The 19888-nt window shown below is 71.2% G+C and carries 16 protein-coding genes and 1 pseudogene; 7 read left to right on the top strand and 10 right to left on the bottom strand.

Going from position 1 to position 19888, the window contains the following annotated elements; genetic code table 11:
* Nucleotides 1–217 precede the first annotated feature (217 nt).
* The 5 genes and pseudogenes from ACH492_RS02675 to ACH492_RS02655 all read left to right on the top strand — a co-directional run bounded on the left by ACH492_RS02675 (nt 218) and on the right by ACH492_RS02655 (nt 4456).
* Complete coding sequence (locus ACH492_RS02675; RefSeq protein WP_398982005.1) at nt 218–1726, top strand: bifunctional phosphatase PAP2/diacylglycerol kinase family protein; 1509 nt, start codon at nt 218–220, stop codon at nt 1724–1726.
* Between the two features lie 98 nt (nt 1727–1824).
* Nucleotides 1825–2253: pseudogene (locus ACH492_RS02670) on the top strand (GNAT family N-acetyltransferase); the annotation flags it as partial.
* A 69-nt stretch (nt 2254–2322) separates the two neighbouring features.
* Complete coding sequence (locus tag ACH492_RS02665; protein WP_398983263.1) at nt 2323–2853, top strand: GNAT family N-acetyltransferase; 531 nt, start codon at nt 2323–2325, stop codon at nt 2851–2853.
* 105 nt (nt 2854–2958) lie between these two features.
* Nucleotides 2959–3768 carry a class I SAM-dependent methyltransferase gene (locus ACH492_RS02660; RefSeq protein WP_398982003.1) on the top strand — a complete coding sequence of 270 codons (810 nt, stop codon included), beginning with the start codon at nt 2959–2961 and terminating at the stop codon, nt 3766–3768.
* 334 nt (nt 3769–4102) lie between these two features.
* The gene (locus ACH492_RS02655) at nt 4103–4456 is read left to right on the top strand and encodes a VOC family protein (RefSeq protein ID WP_398982001.1); all 354 of its coding nucleotides are present in this window, start codon (nt 4103–4105) and stop codon (nt 4454–4456) included.
* A 16-nt stretch (nt 4457–4472) separates the two neighbouring features.
* Here ACH492_RS02655 and aspA read toward each other — a convergent pair whose 3' ends face one another.
* The 5 genes from aspA to ACH492_RS02630 form a co-directional block, all read right to left on the bottom strand.
* Nucleotides 4473–5921 (bottom strand): aspartate ammonia-lyase, encoded by a 1449-nt coding sequence (aspA, locus tag ACH492_RS02650; protein ID WP_398981999.1) that lies wholly within the window; start codon nt 5919–5921, stop codon nt 4473–4475.
* A gap of 98 nt (nt 5922–6019) precedes the next feature.
* On the bottom strand, nt 6020–7072 hold the full coding sequence (locus ACH492_RS02645) for an asparaginase (RefSeq protein WP_398981997.1): 1053 nt from the start codon (nt 7070–7072) through the stop codon (nt 6020–6022).
* 2 nt (nt 7073–7074) lie between these two features.
* Complete coding sequence (locus tag ACH492_RS02640) at nt 7075–8646, bottom strand: amino acid permease (protein WP_398981995.1); 1572 nt, start codon at nt 8644–8646, stop codon at nt 7075–7077.
* Complete coding sequence (locus ACH492_RS02635; protein ID WP_398981993.1) at nt 8643–9380, bottom strand: FadR/GntR family transcriptional regulator; 738 nt, start codon at nt 9378–9380, stop codon at nt 8643–8645. The genes ACH492_RS02640 and ACH492_RS02635 overlap by 4 nt, the downstream gene beginning before the upstream one ends.
* 160 nt (nt 9381–9540) lie before the next feature.
* The gene (locus ACH492_RS02630) at nt 9541–11547 is read right to left on the bottom strand and encodes a DUF5107 domain-containing protein (RefSeq protein ID WP_398981991.1); all 2007 of its coding nucleotides are present in this window, start codon (nt 11545–11547) and stop codon (nt 9541–9543) included.
* A 372-nt stretch (nt 11548–11919) separates the two neighbouring features.
* On the opposite strand from ACH492_RS02630, the gene ACH492_RS02625 reads away from it, so the two are divergent.
* Nucleotides 11920–12666, top strand: coding sequence for a GntR family transcriptional regulator (locus ACH492_RS02625; RefSeq protein WP_398981989.1), 747 nt, complete (start codon nt 11920–11922; stop codon nt 12664–12666).
* A 66-nt stretch (nt 12667–12732) separates the two neighbouring features.
* Complete coding sequence (locus ACH492_RS02620) at nt 12733–13848, top strand: adenosine deaminase (protein WP_398981987.1); 1116 nt, start codon at nt 12733–12735, stop codon at nt 13846–13848.
* A gap of 65 nt (nt 13849–13913) precedes the next feature.
* Here ACH492_RS02620 and ACH492_RS02615 read toward each other — a convergent pair whose 3' ends face one another.
* From ACH492_RS02615 to ACH492_RS02595, 5 genes are all read right to left on the bottom strand, one after another.
* Complete coding sequence (locus tag ACH492_RS02615) at nt 13914–14855, bottom strand: LD-carboxypeptidase (protein WP_398981985.1); 942 nt, start codon at nt 14853–14855, stop codon at nt 13914–13916.
* Nucleotides 14852–16867: a prolyl oligopeptidase family serine peptidase gene (locus ACH492_RS02610; protein ID WP_398981983.1), complete on the bottom strand. Its 2016-nt coding sequence runs from the start codon at nt 16865–16867 to the stop codon at nt 14852–14854. The genes ACH492_RS02615 and ACH492_RS02610 overlap by 4 nt, the downstream gene beginning before the upstream one ends.
* 12 nt (nt 16868–16879) lie before the next feature.
* The gene (locus tag ACH492_RS02605; RefSeq protein WP_398981981.1) at nt 16880–18214 is read right to left on the bottom strand and encodes a M20/M25/M40 family metallo-hydrolase; all 1335 of its coding nucleotides are present in this window, start codon (nt 18212–18214) and stop codon (nt 16880–16882) included.
* Nucleotides 18207–19040 (bottom strand): M55 family metallopeptidase, encoded by an 834-nt coding sequence (locus ACH492_RS02600; protein ID WP_398981979.1) that lies wholly within the window; start codon nt 19038–19040, stop codon nt 18207–18209. The genes ACH492_RS02605 and ACH492_RS02600 overlap by 8 nt, the downstream gene beginning before the upstream one ends.
* A 74-nt stretch (nt 19041–19114) precedes the next feature.
* Entirely contained in the window at nt 19115–19834 is a 720-nt protein-coding gene (locus tag ACH492_RS02595) for a class I SAM-dependent methyltransferase (RefSeq protein ID WP_398981977.1), read from the bottom strand.
* Nucleotides 19835–19888: the final 54 nt, after the last annotated feature.

Here is a 19888-nt window from a genome sequence, read left to right as displayed (position 1 = left end):
TGCCGACCGTGGCCGCGCTGCTCACAGGGGAAGCGCCGACTGCGCACCGGCCCCCACCTGTCTGGCTGTCTGACAGGTTTAGGGGCGATCCTGCGGGTCATCAGGAGGCGCTGTCAAGGGCTACGGCGGCGAGATCACGCCATCTCGGACCTCGGCGCCGCGGTGGCTGCTGCACCCGTCCCGCGTGGCGGCCGCGTCGACGGGGTACCCGCGATGCATGTCCGACGCTTACGTACACACAAATCCGCAGGTCCGGGCGCGCGTTGCGGCGCTGCTCAGCGGCTGGGACCGGCAACTCCTGCACGCCGTCGCCTCCCGGCACTGGCCCGGCGCCGAGCCGGTGCTGCCCCGGCTGAGCCGCAGCGCCAACCACGGCCTGCTGTGGTTCGGCGCGGCAGCTGGCATGGTGGCGCTGGGACGCGGGACACGTTCGCGCCGCGCCGCCGTACGGGGTGTGGCGTCCCTCGCGCTCGCCTCCGCCACCATCAACACCGTCGGCAAGCGTTCGGTGCGCAGGGCGCGGCCGGTACTCGACGCGGTGCCGGTGATACGGCGGCTGAGGCGACAGCCGTTCACAACGTCGTTCCCGTCCGGGCACGCCGCATCGGCGGCGGCCTTCGCGACCGGCGTCGCGCTGGAGTCGAAGGGCTGGGGCGCGGCCGTCGCGCCCGTGGCCTCCGCCGTCGCCCTCTCGCGCGTCTACACGGGCGCGCACTACCCGAGCGATGTGCTGGTGGGCGCGGCGCTGGGCGTGGGTGCGGCCTTCGCGGTACGGGGCGCAGTACCGACCAGGTCGCAGCTGCCCACCCCGGGCCGGCCGTTGGCCGACGCGCCCGCGCTGCCCGGCGGGGAAGGGCTGGTGGTCGTGGTCAACCGGCATGCGGGTTCGGCCGGTTCGGCGGGTTCGGCGGTTCTCGTGCGCGAGACGATGCCGCTCGCCGAGGTCGTGGAGTGCGCGCCCGACGAGCTGTCGGCGGAGCTGGAGAAGGCGGCGGGCCGCTGCCGGGCGCTGGGCATCGTGGGCGGAGACGGCACGATCAACAAGGCGGCGACCGTCGCGGCCGCGCAGGGGATTCCGCTGGCCGTCTTCCCCGGCGGCACGTTCAACCACTTCGCGTACGACCTGGGCATCGAGTCGGCCCACGACACCTGCCGGGCCGTCGAGGGCGGCGAGGCAGTCCGGGTCGACCTGGGGCGCTTCACACCGGGCCCGGCAGGCAGGCAGGCGGGCCACTTCCTGAACACCTTCAGCCTGGGCGTCTATCCGGAGCTGGTGCGCATCCGCGAACGCTGGTCGCCGCGGATCGGCGGCTGGCCCGCCGGGGTGCTCGCGGCGGCGATCGTGCTGCGCGGCGAGCATCCGCTGGAGGCCGAGGTCCAGGGTCGGCGACGCCCGATGTGGCTGCTGTTCGCCGGGAACGGCATCTACCACCGGGTGGGTCCGACGCCCGGCCACCGGCTGGATCTGGCGGACGCCCTGCTCGATGTCCGGGTGGTGCACGGCGGCCGCTGGCCGGGGCTGCGGCTGCTGGCCGCCGCCCTCGCCGGTCCGCTGAGCCGCTCGCCTGTGCATGCGGCGCAGAAGCTGCGACATCTGCGGATCTCCGGGCTCGCGCCGGACACTTTGCTGGCCTACGACGGTGAAGTCGCGGTGGCTCCGCCGGAGTTGGTGGTGGACAAGGAGGTCGAGGCGCTCACGGTCTACCGCCCGCAGGCCCTGCTCTGAGCGCTTGCAAGCCCCGCTCCGAGCGCTCACACGGTCGCTGCGGACTTTCGCGGAAAACCCGATCGACGGGCTCAGGCTGCTTCACGCACCATGAGCGCATGCAGATACGCCGCGCACAGACCCATGACGCAGCGGGCATCGCCGCGGTCCACGTACGGTCCTGGCAGGCGGCGTTCACCGGTCTCGTACCGCAGGAGCATCTCGACGCGCTCGCCCCCGCGCGGGAGGCCCTGGTCTGGACGGGCCGGCTCACCGAGCCCCGCAGGCCGGACGCGGGGGTTCTGGTCGCCGAGACCGAGCAGGGGATCGTCGCCTTCGCCGGTTACGCACCGGCCCGCGCCGAAGGCACAGCGGAGATCGGCACGCTCTACGCCCTGCCCGAGCTCTGGGGCACGGGGGTCGGCAGGCGTCTGCTGGCGGCCGTCGTGGACGAGCTCACCACGGCGGGCTGCACGCGCGCGCAGCTGTGGGTGCTGGAGGCCAATGACCGCGCCCGGCGGTTCTACGAGGCCGCGGGCTGGCGTGCGGACGGCGCGGTCGAGGTGGACACGACCGGCGGCCGCCCGCTGATCAAACTGCGTTACCAGCGGCCCCTGTTGCGGGCCGTCAGGGCTGAGCCCATCCGTAGCGAACGGCTCGCTCTGCTGCCGCTCGCCGTCGCGCACGCGGACGAGATGGCGAAGGTCCTCGCCGACCCGGCCCTGCACACCTTCATCGGCGGCGGGCCGGAAAGCGCCGATGCGCTGCGCTCGCGGTATGCCGGCATGCTCGCGGGCGCGCCCGATCCCGCCGTGTCCTGGTGCAACTGGGTCATCAGGCTGGAGGCCGAGTCCTGTCTCACGGGCACGGTCCAGGCGACGGTCGGCCCGTCAGGACGCGGCCGCAGCGCGGAGATCGCCTGGCTCGTCGGCACGCCATGGCAGGGGCGGGGCATCGCCAGCGAGGCGGCGCGGGCGCTCGTCGGCTGGCTCGCCGGGCGGTCGGTCCACACGGCGGTCGCCCATGTGCACCCGGACCATCTCGCCTCGGCTGCCGTCGCCGCCGCGGCCGGGCTGACACCGACCGACCGGGTACAGGACGGCGAGGTGAGGTGGCAGGCGGCTCTCCCGGTGCGCACCCAGGCCTAGAGCCGTCGGCCGCGACGGGGCTGTCCATATTGCAAGACACGGGTCTTGCAATGCGGAACACCCGCGTACCGTTGCCGTACCCGCTTCAGCAGAAGGAGTCCGGCCATGTCCAAGGAGACCGCCGTCTACACCCATGGGCACCACGAGTCGGTGCTGCGTTCGCACCGCTGGCGGACCGCCGCCAACTCCGCGGCGTACCTCATCGGTGAACTCCGCCCGGGACTGGACGTGTTGGACGTGGGCTGCGGGCCCGGCACCATCACCGCGGATCTGGCCGAGCTGGTCGCGCCGGGACACGTGACGGCCGTCGACGCCGCCGAGGGCGTACTGCACCAAGCGCGCGAGACCGCCGCCGAACGCGGCCTGGGCAATGTCCACTTCGCGATCGCCGACGTCCACGCACTGGACTTCCCCGACGACTCCTTCGATGTCGTCCACGCCCACCAGGTGCTGCAGCACGTCGGCGACCCGGTGCGGGCGCTGCGTGAGATGCGGCGGGTCTGCCGGCCCGGCGGCGTCGTCGCGGCGCGCGACAGCGACTACGGCGCCTTCACCTGGTTCCCCGAGGTCCCTGCGCTGGACGAGTGGCAGGAGCTCTACCAGCGGGTTGCCCGGGCGAACGGCGGTGAGCCGGACGCCGGTCGCCGACTGCTGTCCTGGGCGCGCGCCGCGGGCTTCACCGACATCACCGCCACCGCCGCCGCCTGGTGTTTCGCCGCGCCGGACGAGCGTGCGTGGTGGAGCGGACTGTGGGCGGACCGTACAACCGCGTCGGCGTACGCGAAGCTCGCGGTCGACGGCGGTCATGCCACCACCGGGCAGCTGGCGGCGATCGCCGACGGCTGGCGGGAGTGGGGCGGCCGGGCCGACGCCTGGTTCATGGTTCCGCACGGCGAATTGCTCTGCCGCGCATGACCGCAGCGTCAACGGCGTGCCGCGTGGGGACCGCTACGCGTCATGGCCGACTGACGTCGGCCGGTTTGTGTGCCAGCAGGAATGCCTGTGGAGTCTTCTCCGGAAAGTCGCCGTCGTCGTCGGGCTCGCGCATCAGCCGGGCGCGCACGACCAGCCCGGAGCGAGTACCACGCCGTGATGCCGACGCGAGCGCCGTCCGGCAGGTCCAGGACCGGCGTCGAACCCGCGTCGAAAGGTTCGGTCACGGTCGGGCACCCTAATGCGCGGATGCCCGAGCCACCCGCAATCGGGCAACTTATTTCGCCTCCCGCCACCGCCAACTACGCTCGCCCGTATGGAGATCCTCGGAACCACGCTCCGCATCTGCGTCGACGACCTGGAGGCCGCGGCAGCCTTCTACGAACGCCTCACCGGCGCCACACCACTGCGCTTCGAGCGCGGCGGGGTCTCGGTCGCCGCGGTCGGCTGCTTCCTGCTGATGAGCGGCCCGGAGTCGGAGCTGGAGGTGCTGCGCAAGGTGACGGCGACGATCGCGGTGAAGGACGTGGACGAGGCGTACGCCACGCTCTCCGAGGTCGGCGCCAGAATCGTCGCGGGCCCGGTGCCGACCCCGGTGGGCCGCAATCTGATCGCCGTCCACCCGGACGGGTCGGTCTTCGAGTACGTCGACCGGAAGGCGGCCGAATGACGACTCTGGGCGCCCCTCAGCTGTGAGAGGCCGTTGCCACTGGCTCGTTGCCGGTTGCCGGAGGACGCGTGCCCGCGACCTCCTCCGGGCGCAGCAGGGCAGCGAGCCGATCTGCCGGGAGTAGCCCGCGCTCCAGCACCAGTTCGGCGACGCCGCGCCCCGTGGCGAGGGCTTCCTGGGCGATTCCGGTCGCGGCGGTGTAGCCGATGTGCGGGTTGAGGGCGGTGACGAGCCCGATGGAGTTCTCCACGGTCGCGCGCAGGGTCTCGGTGTTGGCGGTGATGCCGGATACGCAGCGTTCGGCGAGGGTGAGGCAGGCGGCCCGCAGGTGGGTGATGCTCTCCGACAGTGAGTGCAGGATGATCGGTTCGAAGGCGTTGAGCTGCAGCTGCCCCGCCTCGGCGGCCATGGTGATGGTGACGTCGTTGCCGATCACCTCGAAGGCGACCTGGTTGACGACCTCGGGGATCACCGGGTTGACCTTGCCCGGCATGATGCTGGAACCCGCCTGGACCGGCGGCAGGTTGATCTCGGCCAGGCCCGCACGCGGGCCGGAGGAGAGCAGGCGCAGGTCGTTGCAGCTCTTGGAGAGCTTGACGGCGATGCGTTTGAGCACACCGGACAGATGGACGAAAGCCCCGCAGTCCTGGGTGGCCTCGACGAGGTTGGCCGCGGTGACCAGAGGGAGGCCCGTGATGGCGGCGAGGTGGCGGCGGGCGGCTTCGGCGTAGCCCGTGGGGGCGTTGAGACCGGTGCCGATGGCGGTCGCGCCGAGGTTGATCTCGTGCACCAGACTGACGGCCTCGGCGAGTCGGCTGCGGTCCTCCTCCAGCATCACCGCGTACGTGGAGAACTCCTGGCCCAGGGTCATCGGCACCGCGTCCTGCAGCTGGGTGCGCCCCATCTTGAGTACGTCGCGGAACTCCTCGGCCTTGGCCGCGAAGGCCTTACGCAGGACGCCCATCGCGTCGAGCAGTTCACGTACGGCGATGATCGTGGCGACCTTGACGGCGGTCGGGTAGACGTCATTGGTGGACTGGCTGAGGTTGACGTCCTCGTTCGGATGCAGGTGACCGTAGTCGCCCTTGTCATGGCCCAGAATCTCCAACGCCCGGTTGGCGATCACCTCGTTGGCGTTCATATTGGTCGAGGTGCCGGCGCCGCCCTGGATGACGTCGACGACGAACTGGTCGTGCAGGTGGCCGTCGTCCCGGATCTCCCGGCAGGCGGCGGCGATGGCGTCGGCCTTCCCCGGTGTGAGCAGCCCGAGTTCTTCGTTGGCGCGGGCCGCGGCTTCCTTGACGGCGGCGAGCGCGTTGATCAGATGCGGGTACGCGGATATCGCCGTACCGCTGATGGGGAAATTCTCCGAGGCACGCAGGGTGTGGACGCCCCAGTAGGCATCAGCGGGTACGTAGCGGTCGCCGAGCAGGTCGTGTTCGCGGCGGTGGCCGACGGGATTCATGGTGCTGGTGTTCCTTCGTGAGGTGATAAGGATGGTTCCCGCGGATGCAGGGTGGCACTGCACGAGGGGCACTGCGCGAGGGCGTTACGCGAGGGGCGTTACGCGGCGGAAGAGGGCACTGGAGCGGACGGGTCGGAAAGGGTGGCCAGCGCGCCCACCGCCCGCAGGCTCCCGACCGCCGTCCCGCCCCCGGTGACCGGCGTTTGGGCGAATCCGGCAAGAATCCGGGGGTCGACTCCGCACAGCGCGAGGGCTGCTGCTGTCACCGGCATCCGGGCACGGTCGGCGCCGTCGGCTATCTTCACGCCGACGGCCCGCCCATCCGGCAGCGCCGCGACCTGCACACCCTCGAACCCGTCCTTGGCAAGCAGGCCCGGCACCGCTTGCATCAGCCTGGCGACGTCCCGCCCGCTGCCGGAGGCCATCTCCGGGTGCTCGCGCATGGCGCGGGCGACCCGGCCCTCGTGAGTGTCGGGCTCGGCGGTCGCCAGCCGGGCGATGGCTCGGGTGAGGCCGTGCAGGGATACGGAGAACAGCGGCGCACCGCATCCGTCGACCGTCACCCGTGCGATGCCCTGCCCGGTGAGGTCCTCCACGGTCGCGGCGATGGTCCACTGCAACCGGTGCCCGGGGTCGAGGTAATTGTCCAGCGGCCAGCCCCGGGCCCGGGCCGTAATCAGCATGGCGGCGTGCTTGCCCGAGCAGTTCTGAGCGAGCCGGGTGGGGCCGAGGCCACGGCGGATCCACTCCTCGCGCACCGCCGGGCCGTACGGCAGATCGGGGACATTACGCAGGTCGTCCTCGGTCAGCCCGGCGGTGTGCAGCATGCGCCGGGCTGTGGCCAGATGCCGTTCCTCACCGGAGTGGCTGGCCGCGGTGAGGGCCAGCGACTCGTCGTCCAGCGGCGGCAGTCCCGCGCGCAGCAGGCCGACTGCCTGGACCGGCTTGAGCGCCGAGCGCGGGTAGAACGAGGCCTCGATGTCGCCCGCCCTGAACTCCACGCTGCCGTCCGCCGCCAGCACGACGACCGAGCCGTGGTGAACTCCCTCGATGATGCCTCCGCGCACTACATGGGCGAGGGGGACATGGGCGGGTTCGCGGACGGCGGGCGGCTCTGCCGGGGTACGGCGCGGCGTGGAGATATGACTCATACTCAGCTCTCGGTGCTATCGGTGCTGTTGTGCTGGGTGTTGTTGTGCTGGGTGTTGTTGTGCTGGGTGATCTGACGCTCATGACGCTCGTGCGCCGCCGACTCTCGTACAGTCCCGACCCGGCCCCGTACGAGGAACCAGCCCCCGACCAACGCTGCCCCGATCACGGGCAGGGACAGGACAGTCGTGCGGCCGGCCCCGCCGTCGGCCCACATCAGGACGAGTACCGATGCGAGGAAGACCAGCGTGACGATCTCGGTCCACGGCGAGCCGGGGAGCCGGTAGCCGGGGCGGCGGAGCTGCCCGGCCTCGGTCTTCCGCCAGAAGAGGAGATGACAGACCATGATCATGGCCCAGGTGCTCAGAATGCCGATCGCCGCGAAGTTCAGCACGATCTCGAAGGCCTCGCTCGGCACGACGAAGTTGAGGCCCACGCCCAGCACGCAGAAGGAGGACGTGAGCAGGATGCCGCCGTACGGGACCTGGTTGCGGTTCATCACGCCGGTGAACCTCGGCGCGGATCCGGACATCGCCATGGAGCGCAGGATGCGCCCGGTGGAGTAGAGCCCTGAGTTGAGGCTGGACATCGCGGCGGTGAGGACGACGAGGTTCATCACGCCACCCGCCGCCGGCACCCCGATGTTGGACAGCACGGTCACGAAGGGGCTCTCGTCGGACGAGTACGCGTTCCAGGGAAGCAGCATCGTCAGCAGTACCACTGAGCCGACGTAGAAGAGAGCCACCCGCCACATGATGGAGTTGATGGCTTTGGGCATGATCTTCTCCGGTTCCGCCGTCTCACCCGCCGTGACGCCGACCAGTTCGACCGAGGCGTAGGCGAAGACGACGCCCTGGATGACCAACAGCATCGGGAGCGTCCCGGCCGGGAAGATGCCGCCGTTGTCCACGATCAGCGAAGGGCCGGGGGTGTGGCCGTCGACCGGCTGCTGGGTGACCAGCAGAGCGATGCCGATCAGCATGAACAGGACCAGCGCCCCGACCTTGACGATCGCGAACCAGAACTCCAGTTCGCCGAATATTTTCACGGATATGAGGTTCACGGCCAGCACGACCGCGAGCGCGATCAGTGCGATCACCCACTGCGGGACATCAGTGAACATGCCCCAGTAGTGCGTGTAGGTCGCCACCGCCGTGATGTCGGCGATTCCGGTGGTCGCCCAGTTCATGAAGTACATCCAGCCCGCGACGAACGCCCCCTTCTCGCCGAGGAATTCACGGGCGTACGAGACGAACGCTCCGGACGACGGCCGGTACAGGACCAGCTCGCCCAGGGCGCGCACGACGAGAAAGGCGAAGACGCCGCAGAGCGCATACGCCACGGCCAGGGACGGCCCGGCGCTCGCGAGCCTGCCGCCCGCGCCGAGAAACAGCCCGGTGCCGATGGCCCCGCCGATGGCGATCATGTTGACGTGCCGCGATTTCAGGGACTTGCTGTACCCGGCGTCGCCCGCGTCGACGTGCACACCGTCGCGCCGCTGCCCTTCGCCCTGCCCTTCCTGCTGTAACTCCTGCTGCCGTTGCTGTTCCGTCTTTCGGAGGGATTGCTCGCTCACGCCTGATCTTCGCCTTCCGTGAAGGGGTCGGTGCGGTGTGGCGGCCGCACGATGCTGGTCAGGGTCGACTCGACGCGGGCCAGATGGTGGGTCATGGCTTCCACGGCGTCTTGCTCGGAACGGTCGACAAGCGCCTCGACGATCGCCCGGTGCTCCCCGTTCGACTGCTCGCGCCGTCCGCCGAGCTCGTTGAGGAACGCGGACTGGCGGGCCAGTGCGTCGCGGATCTCCTCGATGACTCTGCGGAAGACAGGGTTCTGGGCCGCCTGGGCGACGGCGAGGTGGAAGAGGGTGTCCATCGCCACCCACGCGGTGGTGTCGGTCTCCTGCTCCATCCGTTCCAGCAGGTGAGAGAGGTGGTCGAGGTCTTCGGGGGTACGACGCGTGGCCGCGTACCCGGCCACCGGGATCTCCACGTGCCGACGGACCTCGAGGAGGTCGCTCGCCGAGTAGTCGCCGAAGGTCGGGTCCTCCACCGGGCCGTTGGAGAGCACGAATGTGCCCTTGCCGGTACGGGAAGCCGTGAGCCCCATCGTCTGCAAGGCGCGCAGTGCCTCACGGAGCACAGGTCTGCTCACTTCCAGGCGGCGGCAGAGCTCCGCCTCGGAGGGCAGCTTCTCCCCCACCGCGTAGTCGCCCCGCTCGATGGCGCCACGGAGATGGCTCAGCACCGCTTCCATCGCGCTGATCCGCCGAGGAACATCGCCAGCTGTCTGGCTGTCTGACAGGTTCACTCGGGGATCGTCTTCCGTACGAGGGAAAACTGTCAAGGGCTGTGGACGAAGTCGAGTGAGCCTGATCGCGACCCACTACCCTCTGCGCGCCCCCACTACCCTTCGTGACCACGCAAGGGAGAGGGCGGGGCGAGGCACCGCCCCGCCCCACCCTCTCCGGCTACGGCGTCCGAGGCCGCATCCGGTAGTCGTACGCGTCGGGCAGCGGCTCGTCGGTGAGCTGCGACCACACCTCGCCGAGGATTTCCGCGCCCTCGCGCAGGTCCGCCACCTCGAACCCCGCGTCGAAGACGGCGCGGGCCTGCTCCGAGCGGCCCTCGGCGATGAGCAGTCGGGCGTCGATCAGGCGGAAGCGGCCGCGCTGCTGGACCGCTGGGCGGAGCCGGTCCCAGACCGCGCGGGCGTCCGCGGTGCGGTGCACGGCGAGCAGGGCGTCGATCGCCTCGCGGCCGAGGGCGGCCGTGGCCGACGTCCAGGTCTCGCCGTCGTCGCGACGCTCCTGGCACAGGTCGTCGAAGGCCTCCGCGTAGCGGTCGGCGGCGCGCTCGGCATTGCCGCCCTCCTGGTCCGCGACGGCGAGGCAGCGCAGCAACGGCCAGCGGGATGGGGCGAGCCCGAGGCCGCGCTCCCAACTGCGTACCGCCTGGGCGAGGTCGCCCGCGTGCCACTGGGCGACGCCGAGGTGGTACTCGGTGAGCGGCTCGGCGGGAGCGGTCTCCAGCATGTCGCGCCAGTGCGGCGCGACGAGCGAGGGGCCGGGCGGGGTCACCTTGCGGGGTGCGGGGAAGACACCGGTCTTCAGCAACTCCCGCCAGGGCTCCTGCTCTTCGCCGAGCGTTGCCTCGCCGAAGGGCGTGCCGGGCAGCTTGTGTCCGCCGCGCAGCACCTCCAGCGCTCCCCACCCGGATCCGGTGGCGAGCAACTCGCCCGGTTCGGCGTCGGCGCAGGTCCGCCATGCCTCGTACGCGGCGTCCACCGCCGCCCGCGGCAGGGCGTCCGCCAGCCGCGCCTCGGCCTCGGCGCGCGCCGCCCCCCAGTCGTCGCCGTGCACCGCCGTGGGGTCGGCGGCGAGCGGTCCGTACGACTCCAGCCAGCTGAACTCCCCGCCCCCGTCCAGCCGTATGTGCTCCAGCTGTGTGCGCGCGAGCCCCGCCTGGATCTCGGCGTAGCCGCCCGTGCCCGGCTCGGTCAGCCACTCCTGCCAGCGCCGCCCGCCGCGCCCCGAACCCCAGAGGAAGAGCTTGCGGCCGCGCAGCACATCGGTCGAGGTCTGTACGAGGCCACGCCCGTCCGCGTCCAGCGAGGCGATCCACTTACGTGCCTCGGCCGGCACCTCGTAGAAGTAGTCGGCGGGAAACTCGCCGCGCAGCGGGTACGTACGGTCCGCGCCGCGGAACTCCGGCACGGGCACCCGGCGCAGGCTCCGCTCGTAGCCGATGGGGGTACCTCCCAGGCCCGCAGGGCTGTGGGGGAGCCAGGCTTCCTCGGCCGGTGCGAGCACGCGGGTCGTCGCATGCTCTTCGACGGCGATGTTGGACCACCAGTAGACCGGCGCGGGCCGCTCGTGCGGATTGCGTATCCGTATACCGACATGGAGGAAGTCGGAGTCGCCGGGCAGCCACAGGTCCACCTGGAAGGGCAGATCGCGCAGCCGCTCCCACTCCCAGAGCCTGACCATCTCGCCGCCGTCGGGCGCGGGCACGAGGGCGGCGTGCAGCGGGGCGCAGGACAGGGTGGTGTGGCCGGTCGCGCCGATGTTCCACTCGATGCCGCCGGAGTACCAGGCGCCGTTGAGCGCGAAGTCGGCGGGCTGGAACACCGGGTTGCGGTAGAGAAGTTCACGCCCGGTGGGCTTGTGGTGCAGCGAGTGGATGCGGCCGCCGAGGCCCGGCAGCACGGTGACCCGCAGTCTTTCGTTCTCGATCACGATCACGTCGAGACCGGTCTCGGTGCGTTCGCGGCCGTAGCCGTCGAGCACCCGCACCGGCAGCAGCGTGCGCAGCGGCTCGTACCCGATCTGCCGTGCCATCTCGCGCGGCAGTTCCTGCTTGGCGCGCTCGTCGATCGAGTGCGTCTCGTCCAGCGGCCGCAGGGCGGGCAGCGGGTTCGGCGGCCCCACCGGGGCCGCCGGCAGGGTCAGTACGGTACGCCGCACGGTTGTGGCCAAGGCAACCTCGCTCCTCGCGCGGGCCGTCGGCAGCTCCTTTGGCCGGCGCCCCCCGGCTGACCATGGAACACGGTGGGCTCCGGCCTGGCCAGGGGCTCCGTGGGTCAGCGTTCGGCAAAGGCGGCCGGCGGGCCGCACGGGTGAGGCGTGTGGTGCGTCAGCCGATCGCGAGGGGCGCGAGAGCCGCACACCTGGTCCACCTTGTCAGACAAGTCTGAGCACCCCGACTGCGGTCTACCCGCGTAGAGCATCAAGCCCTTCACACCGTGAATTGCCGATGAACAACAAATCGCAGGTCATCCCGGGTCCAACCAACGTTGCCCTGCCGCGCGGGCTCGCATAGCTTGCTGACAAGTGAGCCGAGGAGGGCCAGTGGCAGTCAGCGGGCAGCAGCGGAGACCGGTCGTCGTTCTGTACGAGCGGATCGCGGACGCCATCCACAAGGGCACCTATCCGCCCGGCTCCACACTGCCGTCGGAGCCGCGCCTCGCGGCCGAGCTCGGGGTCAGCAGGCCCGCCCTGCGCGAGGCGCTGCTGCTGCTCCAGGAGGACGGGCTGCTCTCGGTACGCCGGGGGGTCGGCCGGACCGTCAACGACCGCCCGCCACGGCGTGGTTACGAGCACATCCAGCCGCTGGAGGAACTGCTTTCCACCGGCTCGCCGCTCCTGGTGCGGCCGCTGCTGCGCGCCGTGGAGGAGCCCACCGACTTCACCACCCAGCACCTGCTCGCGCCGGCCAGGTCCGAGCTGCGGTTCTGGGAATCGCTGCTGGCCGGGGACGGCACTGCGGCGGCGCTCAGCCAGGAGTGGGCGGCCGCCGAGGAGGTCCTGGACCGGGCCCATCCGTCTTTCGCCGAGGCACTGCGGACCACGCCCGCGCCGGCCACCTCGATGCTCGCCGTACTGGTCGCGGCCTCCCGAGGGGTGGCGCTCACCGGTCACAGCGGGGTGACCGCGACCCTGCTCGGACAGCGGCGCGGCGAGCAGCTGGGCCGGGCGCCCGACACCCCCGCGGTGCTGGTCACGCAGGTGGTACGGGTCGGGGACACCCCGATCCTGGCGGCCAAGCACATGCTGCCGACGGGTGCGCCCGCCATGCCCCTACTACAGTCGAACTGAGCGCCGCGCCGGAGCGGAGACCGCCGTCACGGCGCATCCCTCAGACGTGCCGTACACTTCCGGCGCATGCACTTGTCTGACATCCTCCGCGCACCCAAGGCGGTCCTTCACGACCACCTCGACGGCGGCCTGCGCCCCGCCACGATCATCGAACTGGCCCGGGAGTGCGGCTACCGCGAGCTGCTCACCGAGGACCCGGCCGCGCTCGCCACCTGGTTCCGCGACGCCGCGGACTCCGGCTCGCTGGAGCGCTACCTGGAGACCTTCGCCCACACCTGCGCGGTGATGCAGACCCGCGAGGCGCTGGAACGGATCGCGGCGGAGTGCGCCGAGGACCTGGCGGCGGACGGCGTCGTCTACGCGGAGGTGCGGTACGCCCCCGAGCAGCATCTGGAGCGCGGCCTGACCCTCGACGAGGTCGTCGACGCGGTCAACACGGGCTTCCGCGAGGGCGAGCGCCGCGCCGGCGGCCGGATCACGGTCCGCGCCCTGCTCACCGGCATGCGCCACACCGAACGCTCCCTGGAGATAGCCGAGTTGACGATAGCCCACCGCGAGCGCGGCGTCGCCGGCTTCGACATCGCGGGCGGCGAGATCGGCAACCCGCCGGCCCGCCATCTGCCGGCCTTCCAGCATCTGAAGCGGCACAACTGCCACTTCACGATCCACGCGGGCGAGGCCGTCGGCGCCGAGTCGATCCACGAGGCGGTGCAGATCTGCGGCGCCGAGCGGATCGGGCACGGCGTCCGCATCACGGATGACATCACGGTGCACGACGACGGCACGGCGGACCTGGGTCATCTGGCCGCGTACATTCGCGACAACCGCATCACCCTGGAGGTCTGCCCGACGTCCAACCTCCAGACGGGCGCGGCGAAGGACTACGCCACGCACCCCATCGATCTGCTGCGCCGCCTCGGTTTCCGTACCACGCTGAACACGGACAACCGCCTGGTCTCCGGCACCACCATGAGCGAGGAGTTCCGGCACATGGCGGATGCTTTCGGCTATGGCCCCGAGGTCTTCGAGGAGTTCACGGTCGCCGCGGTCGAGTCGGCATTCCTGCCGCTGCCGGAGCGCCGCCGACTGATCGACGAGGTGATCCGGCCGGGATACGCGGCACTGCTGGAGCAGGGTGCGGTCCAGGAGCAGGGCACAGTCCAGGACCCGGGCACGGTCTAGGTGTATTGACCTGGAGGGTTGTTCACGCGGCTGATGGGTGGCTGGCCTCCGGCCCGCAACCGGCTTCAGAGCAGCGCGGGCTCGTCCAGCGTCAGCGTCCTCGCTTCCGCGTCCAGCACCGCCGCCACCCCCAGCGGCATCGTCAGCGCCGTCTCACTGTGCCCGAACCCCAGTTCCTCGATCACCGGGACGCCCAGCCCGCCGAGCTGGTCGAGCAGCACCGCGCGCACCTGTTCGTACGGACCGCACTCGGCCCAGGAGCCGAGCGCGACCCCCGCCACCCCGTCCAGCCAGCCGGAGCGCAGGAGTTGGGTGAGGATGCGGTCGAGGCGGTAATCCTCCTCGCCCACATCCTCGATCAGGAGCAGGCCGCCGCGGGCGGACGGCCTGGCGTTCGGGGTGCCCAGATCCGCGGCGAGTAGGCTGACGCAGCCGCCGAGAGTGATGCCCCGGGCGCGTCCCGGCACCATCGTGCGGGCGGTGTCCAGGCCGAGAGTGCGTACCGACTCGGGCGCGAAGAGGGTGGCCCGCAGCGACTCCTGGGTGGGGGCGTCCTTGAGGAAGGTGGCGGCGCCGACCATGGGGCCGTGCAGGGTGGCCAGGCCCGTCCGGACGGCGAAGGCCTCGTGGAGGGCGGTGACATCGCTGTAGCCGACGAAGACCTTGGGACCGGCCGCGCGTATCGCGGTCCAGTCGAGCAGGTCGACCATGCGCTGAGCGCCGTAGCCGCCGCGGGCGCAGAAGACGGCGGAGACCGACGGGTCGCACCAGGCCTCCGTCAGATCGCGGGCGCGGTCCCGGTCGGCCCCCGCGAGATACCAGAACCTGGGGTGCTGGTCGCGGACATGGGGCAGTACGACCGGGTCCAGGTCCCAGCCGCGCAGGATCTCCAGGCCCGCGTCGAGCCGTTCGCCGGGTACGGGGCCGCTGGGCGCCACGACGGCGACCTTGGCCCCGGGCCGCAGTCGCGCCGGGCGGGTCAAGGGCGTCAGGGGCGTGTGGATCACTTCTTGAGCTCCAGCAGCGGGACGTCGGGACGGCGGATGCCGAAAGTCTGGGCGTACAGCGACAGTTCGGACTCCAGGGCGCGGATCACGGTCTCGGCTCTGCGGAACCCGTGGCCCTCGCCCTCGAAGGCGATGTACGCGTGCGGGATGCCGCGCCCCGCCATCCGCGCCAGGAACCGCTCGCACTGCACGGGCGGGCAGATCACATCGTCCAGGCCCTGGAGCAGCAGGAACGGTGTGCTGATCCGGTCGCTGTGCTGCAGCGGCGAGCGCTCGCGGTAGCGGCCCGGGACTTCGGCGAGCGGACCTATCAGCGACTGAAGATACTGCGACTCGAAGTCATGGGTCTCGTCGGTGGCCCAGCTCACCAGGTCGAGGACGGGGTAGATGATGGTGCCGCAGGCGTAGACATCGGTGGTGGTGAGGGAGGCGGCGGTGGTCCAGCCGCCCGCACTGCCGCCGCGGATGGCGAGCCGCGCCGGGTCGGCCGTGCCCTCGGCGGCCAGCGCCTCTGCCACGGCCGCGCAGTCCTCGACGTCGACGACGCCCCACTGCTCACGCAGCCTGTCGCGGTACTCCCTGCCGTACCCGGTGGAACCGCCGTAGTTGACCTCGGCAACGCCGATGCCTCGCGAGGTGAAGTAGGCGATCTCCAGATCGAGGACGAGCGGGGCATGGCTGGTGGGGCCACCGTGCGCCCACACCACGAAGGGCGGCAGCTCCTCGTCGGGCGCGATCCGGTCGGGGCTGTGGGGCGGATAGATATGGGCGTGGATCTCCCGGTTGTCGGGGCCGGTGAAGGTGCGGATCTGGGGCTCCGGGTAGTACACCGGGTCCACCGGGTCGTCGTGTGCCGAGCCGATGACCCGGGTCCGCCCGGTGGCGGTGTCGAGCTCGACGACCTCGTACGCGCTGCGGGGGCTGGCAGCGACCCCGATGACCCGGTCGCCGTGCACGGCGAGGGTGGACGCCCATTCGGTCCATGGCCCCGCGGCGTCGACGAGCTCGCCGGTCTCCGGGTCGAGTATCCCGAGGGCAGTGGCGCCCTTGCCGTGGATGACGGCGATCAGCCCGTTGTCCAGCGGGTGGAACCACTTGAGGCCGATCTTCCACAGCGGCCCGCCGAACTCCTCGCCGCGGCCCGGGCACAGGCCGGTGCTCGGCACGACGCCGGACGCGACGCCGGGGATCAGCGCCTCCGGCCGGATCCGCTGCAGCTCCCACCAGTTGCCGAGATCGGAGACGAAGAGCAGCGAGCCGTCCGGGGCCCAGTCGACCTGCGCCACCGACTCGTCCGTGTCCCCGACGACCGGCCGCACGCCGCTGAACGGTGCGCCCGCCGTCACCTCGCCGAGCATCACGACCGTGCCGTCCCAGGGCATCTGCGGATGGTCCCAGGCGATCCAGGCGGCGTGCCTCCCGTCCGGCGAAAGCCGCGGCCCGGTGACGAAGCGGTGCCGGTCGTCGGCGAGCTCCCGCACCGCTCCCCGGTCCTCGGCGGCCGAGCCGTCCAGCGGCACGGCTGCGATCACCCGGCGTACGTCCGTGGGTGCCTCGCCGGTGAACTCCTCCAGTACGCACCAGACTTCGCCGCACTCCAGCCGCAGCTGCGGGTCGACCCAGCGCAGCCCGTCGCCGACCGCCGACACCGGGGTGAGCGGACGCGGCACGCTGTCGGGCACGTCGGGCTCATAGGCATACAGCCGCTGGTCGGGGAAGTGGACGAAGACGACGAGCGGGCCGCCGTCGGCGCGGCCGGCCCCGGCCCAGGGGTGCCCGCCGTACTCGATGACTCTGCTGCGAACATTCCACGGGGCGGGGAGCACCGACTCCTCGCCGCCGTCGGCCCGCCGGCGAATCAGGGCTCGTCTGCCGCCCTCGGTTGGGCGTGGCGCGGTCCACCACACCTCGTCGGCGACCATCCCGAGGAACTCCGGGCGCCCTTCGTGCGAGGCGGCAAGCGCCGCGTCGATGGGTGACGGCCAGGTTCCGTAGGCTCCCGTGGGTACCATTACCGACTCCCCCTATGCGGACCGCAGATAGTGGTCGAGAACCTTCACGCCGAAGTGCAGCGCCTCGACCGGAACGCGCTCGTCAACCCCGTGGAACAGTGCCGCGTAGTCGAAGCCGACCGGGAGCTTCAGCGGCGAGAAGCCGTAGCCGGTGATGCCGAGCCGGGAGAACTGCTTCGCGTCGGTGCCGCCCGGCATGCAGAACGGCACGACGTGCCCGTCCGGGTCGAAACGCTCGACAGCCGCGCGCAGCTTGGCGAATGTCGGAGAGTCGACGGGAGCCTGAAGGGCCACCTCGCCGTGGTGGAACTCCCACTCGACGTCCGGTCCTGTCAGCCGGTCCAGCGTTTCGCGGAACTCGGCCTCGCCGCCGGGCACCATCCGCCCGTCGACGTACGCGGTGGCATGCCCCGGAATCACGTTGATCTTGTAACCGGCCTCCAGCATGGTCGGGTTGGCGCTGTTGCGCACAGTGGGCTCGACCAGTGCGGCGGACGGCCCGAGCTTCGCCATCAGAGCGTCCACGTCGAAGTCGTCCGCGCCCACATCGGTCTCGATGCCGTGCAGCACGGCGAGTTCGGCCAGAGCGGCCCGCACCGTCGGCGTGAGCCGCACCGGCCACTGGTGCTCGCCGATCCGGGCGACGACAGCGGCGAGCCGGCTCACGGCGTTGGCCCGGTTGACCTTGGAGCCGTGTCCGGCCCTGCCGTGCGCGGTGAGCTTGAGCCAGGCTGTGCCACGCTCCCCGGCCGCGATCGGGTAGAGCACCATCCCGGGTCCGGCGTGGAAGGTGAAGGCCCCGGACTCGCTGATCCCTTCCGTACACCCCTCGAAGAGACCGGGGTGGTGGTCGGCGAGGAAGCCCGAGCCGTCGATGGCGCTGGCCTCCTCGTCGGCGGTGTACGCGATCACGATGTCGCGCCGGGGCCTGATGCCGGCGCGCGCCCAGGCCCGGACGACGGCGAGGACCATCGCGTCCATGTTCTTCATGTCGACCGCGCCGCGGCCCCACACCACCCCGTCCCGGACCTCCCCGGAGAAGGGGTGCACGGACCAGTCGGCGGGCTCGGCGGGCACCACGTCCAGATGGCCGTGGACGAGCAGGGCATCGGCGGACGGGTCGGTGCCCTCGATCCGCGCGACGACATTGGTACGCCCCGGGGTGCGCTCCAGCAGGGTGGGCTCGATGCCGGCGCCGGCCAGCCGCTCGGCGGCATACTCGGCGGCGGGCCGCTCCTGGCAGTCGCCACCGCCGCGGTTGGTGGTGTCGATGCGGATCAGCTCGGAGGTGAAGGTCACCACCTCGTCGAGTGCCTGGCCGTCGATGTGCGTTGTCACGTCAGCCATACTGCTCCTCCACTGCCGCCGAGACGATCGTCGTGACCGCTTTGAAGGTGCGAATGCCCTCATACATGGTCTCGCTGGTGTACGCGACGCGCCGCTCGCCGCTGCCCGCCACGCCCGGCACTACGGTGGCGGCCGCCGCGAGATGCTCCGCGTCGAACTCCAGCTCCACGGTGAACGGGCCGCCCCGCACCGGCTCGTGCCGTATGGCGAGAGCCGCCGCTTCCTTCGCGGCGCCGCGGATGTCGGACGCGGTACGGCCGGGAGTGCGGCACACCGCCGCGTACCGCGAGACGTAGTCCTTCACCGCGACCTTGCGGGCCTGCGGCGCATAGCCGTCGGCGTCCATACAGGTGAGATCGTCACCGGTCACCAGCACCACCGGCACGCCGTACTCCGCGACCACATGGGCGTTGAGCAGGCCCTCGCTCGCCCGCGCGCCGTCGAGCCAGACCCCCGTGATCGAGTTGGCGAGGTAGGTGTGGGCGAGCACCCCCTCCGCGCCGGCACCCGTGTGGTATCCGACGAACGCGATGCCGTCCACGTCGCCGTGCTGCACGCCCTCCACCATCGACAGCGACTTGTGCTTGCCGGTGAGCATCTCCACCCGCTCGTCGAGCCGCTCCAGCAGCACATTGCGCATGGTCCAGTGCGCTTCATTGATGAGCACCTCATCGGCGCCGCCGTCGAAGAAGCCGAGAGCGGCTGCGTTCACATCGGAGGTGAACATGGTCCGGCAGCGCTCCCACTGGGGAGTGCCGGGCAGCACGTCGGCCGGCCAGGTCACACCGGTGGCGCCTTCCATGTCGGCGCTGATGAGGATCTTCATGCCCGGAACGTTACGCGGCGCCTCCCACCCCCACCAGGCCTGTGGATAAGTGGCGGGAGTGCCCGGAACACCGCTCAGGACCGCCCGGCCACGAACCACCGCGCCGGCAGCTCGATCCGGGTGCCGTCCGCCAGATACTCCGTCTGCGCGAGTGCCGTGTCACCGCTCGTGAAGATGTCCAGGCCCGCCTCCGCCAGCAGGGCGGGCACCTCCTCGTCCGAGGCGTCCGCGGGTTTCAGCCCGTGTGCGAAGACCCTGCGCAGTTTGGGGGGCGGCCCGTCGGGTCCCTCGGCCGCCTGGCGCAGTACCTCCCTGGACGCCGAGACCAGCTCGACGACGAAGGCGCGCCCGCGCGTGCCCACGAGTTCGGCGACCGCATCGGCGACCGCCGCCCGGTTCTCCGGTCTGCTCTGGTGGATCACCGCACGCATGTAGATGTGGCAGTCCCCGAGGCGCCGGTGCAGTTCCCTGACCGCCGCCCCATCCACCAGATCGAGCTGCTCGAACTCGGCGACTCCCGCGGCGTCGGCGCGGCGTGCGTGCTCGATCGCCGCATGCGAGAGGTCCACGCCGACCGCCTTCGCGAACCGGCCGGCCAGATGGCGGGTCTGCGTCCCGTTGCCGCAGCCCAGATCCACTATGGGCAGCGCGGTGTCCACGTAGGGCAGCAGCAGTTCGGTGTGCGGCTCGGCGGTCAGCGACGGGTCGGAGTCCCAGATGGCCTCGCCCGGCGCGTCGGTCGTCTCGCGCCAGTAGCTTTCCCACGCGTTCCTGTAGTCCTCCGGCACATTCATGCGTGCGCTCCCCGGGTCCGGCACGGATGACGACGACGTACGGATACGACGGCG

The organism is Streptomyces sp. NPDC019443 (genome assembly GCF_044389785.1).
GTDB lineage: Bacteria > Actinomycetota > Actinomycetes > Streptomycetales > Streptomycetaceae > Streptomyces.
Note: the sequence above shows the minus strand (reverse complement) of the source record. Positions and strands in the feature narration are given on the sequence as shown.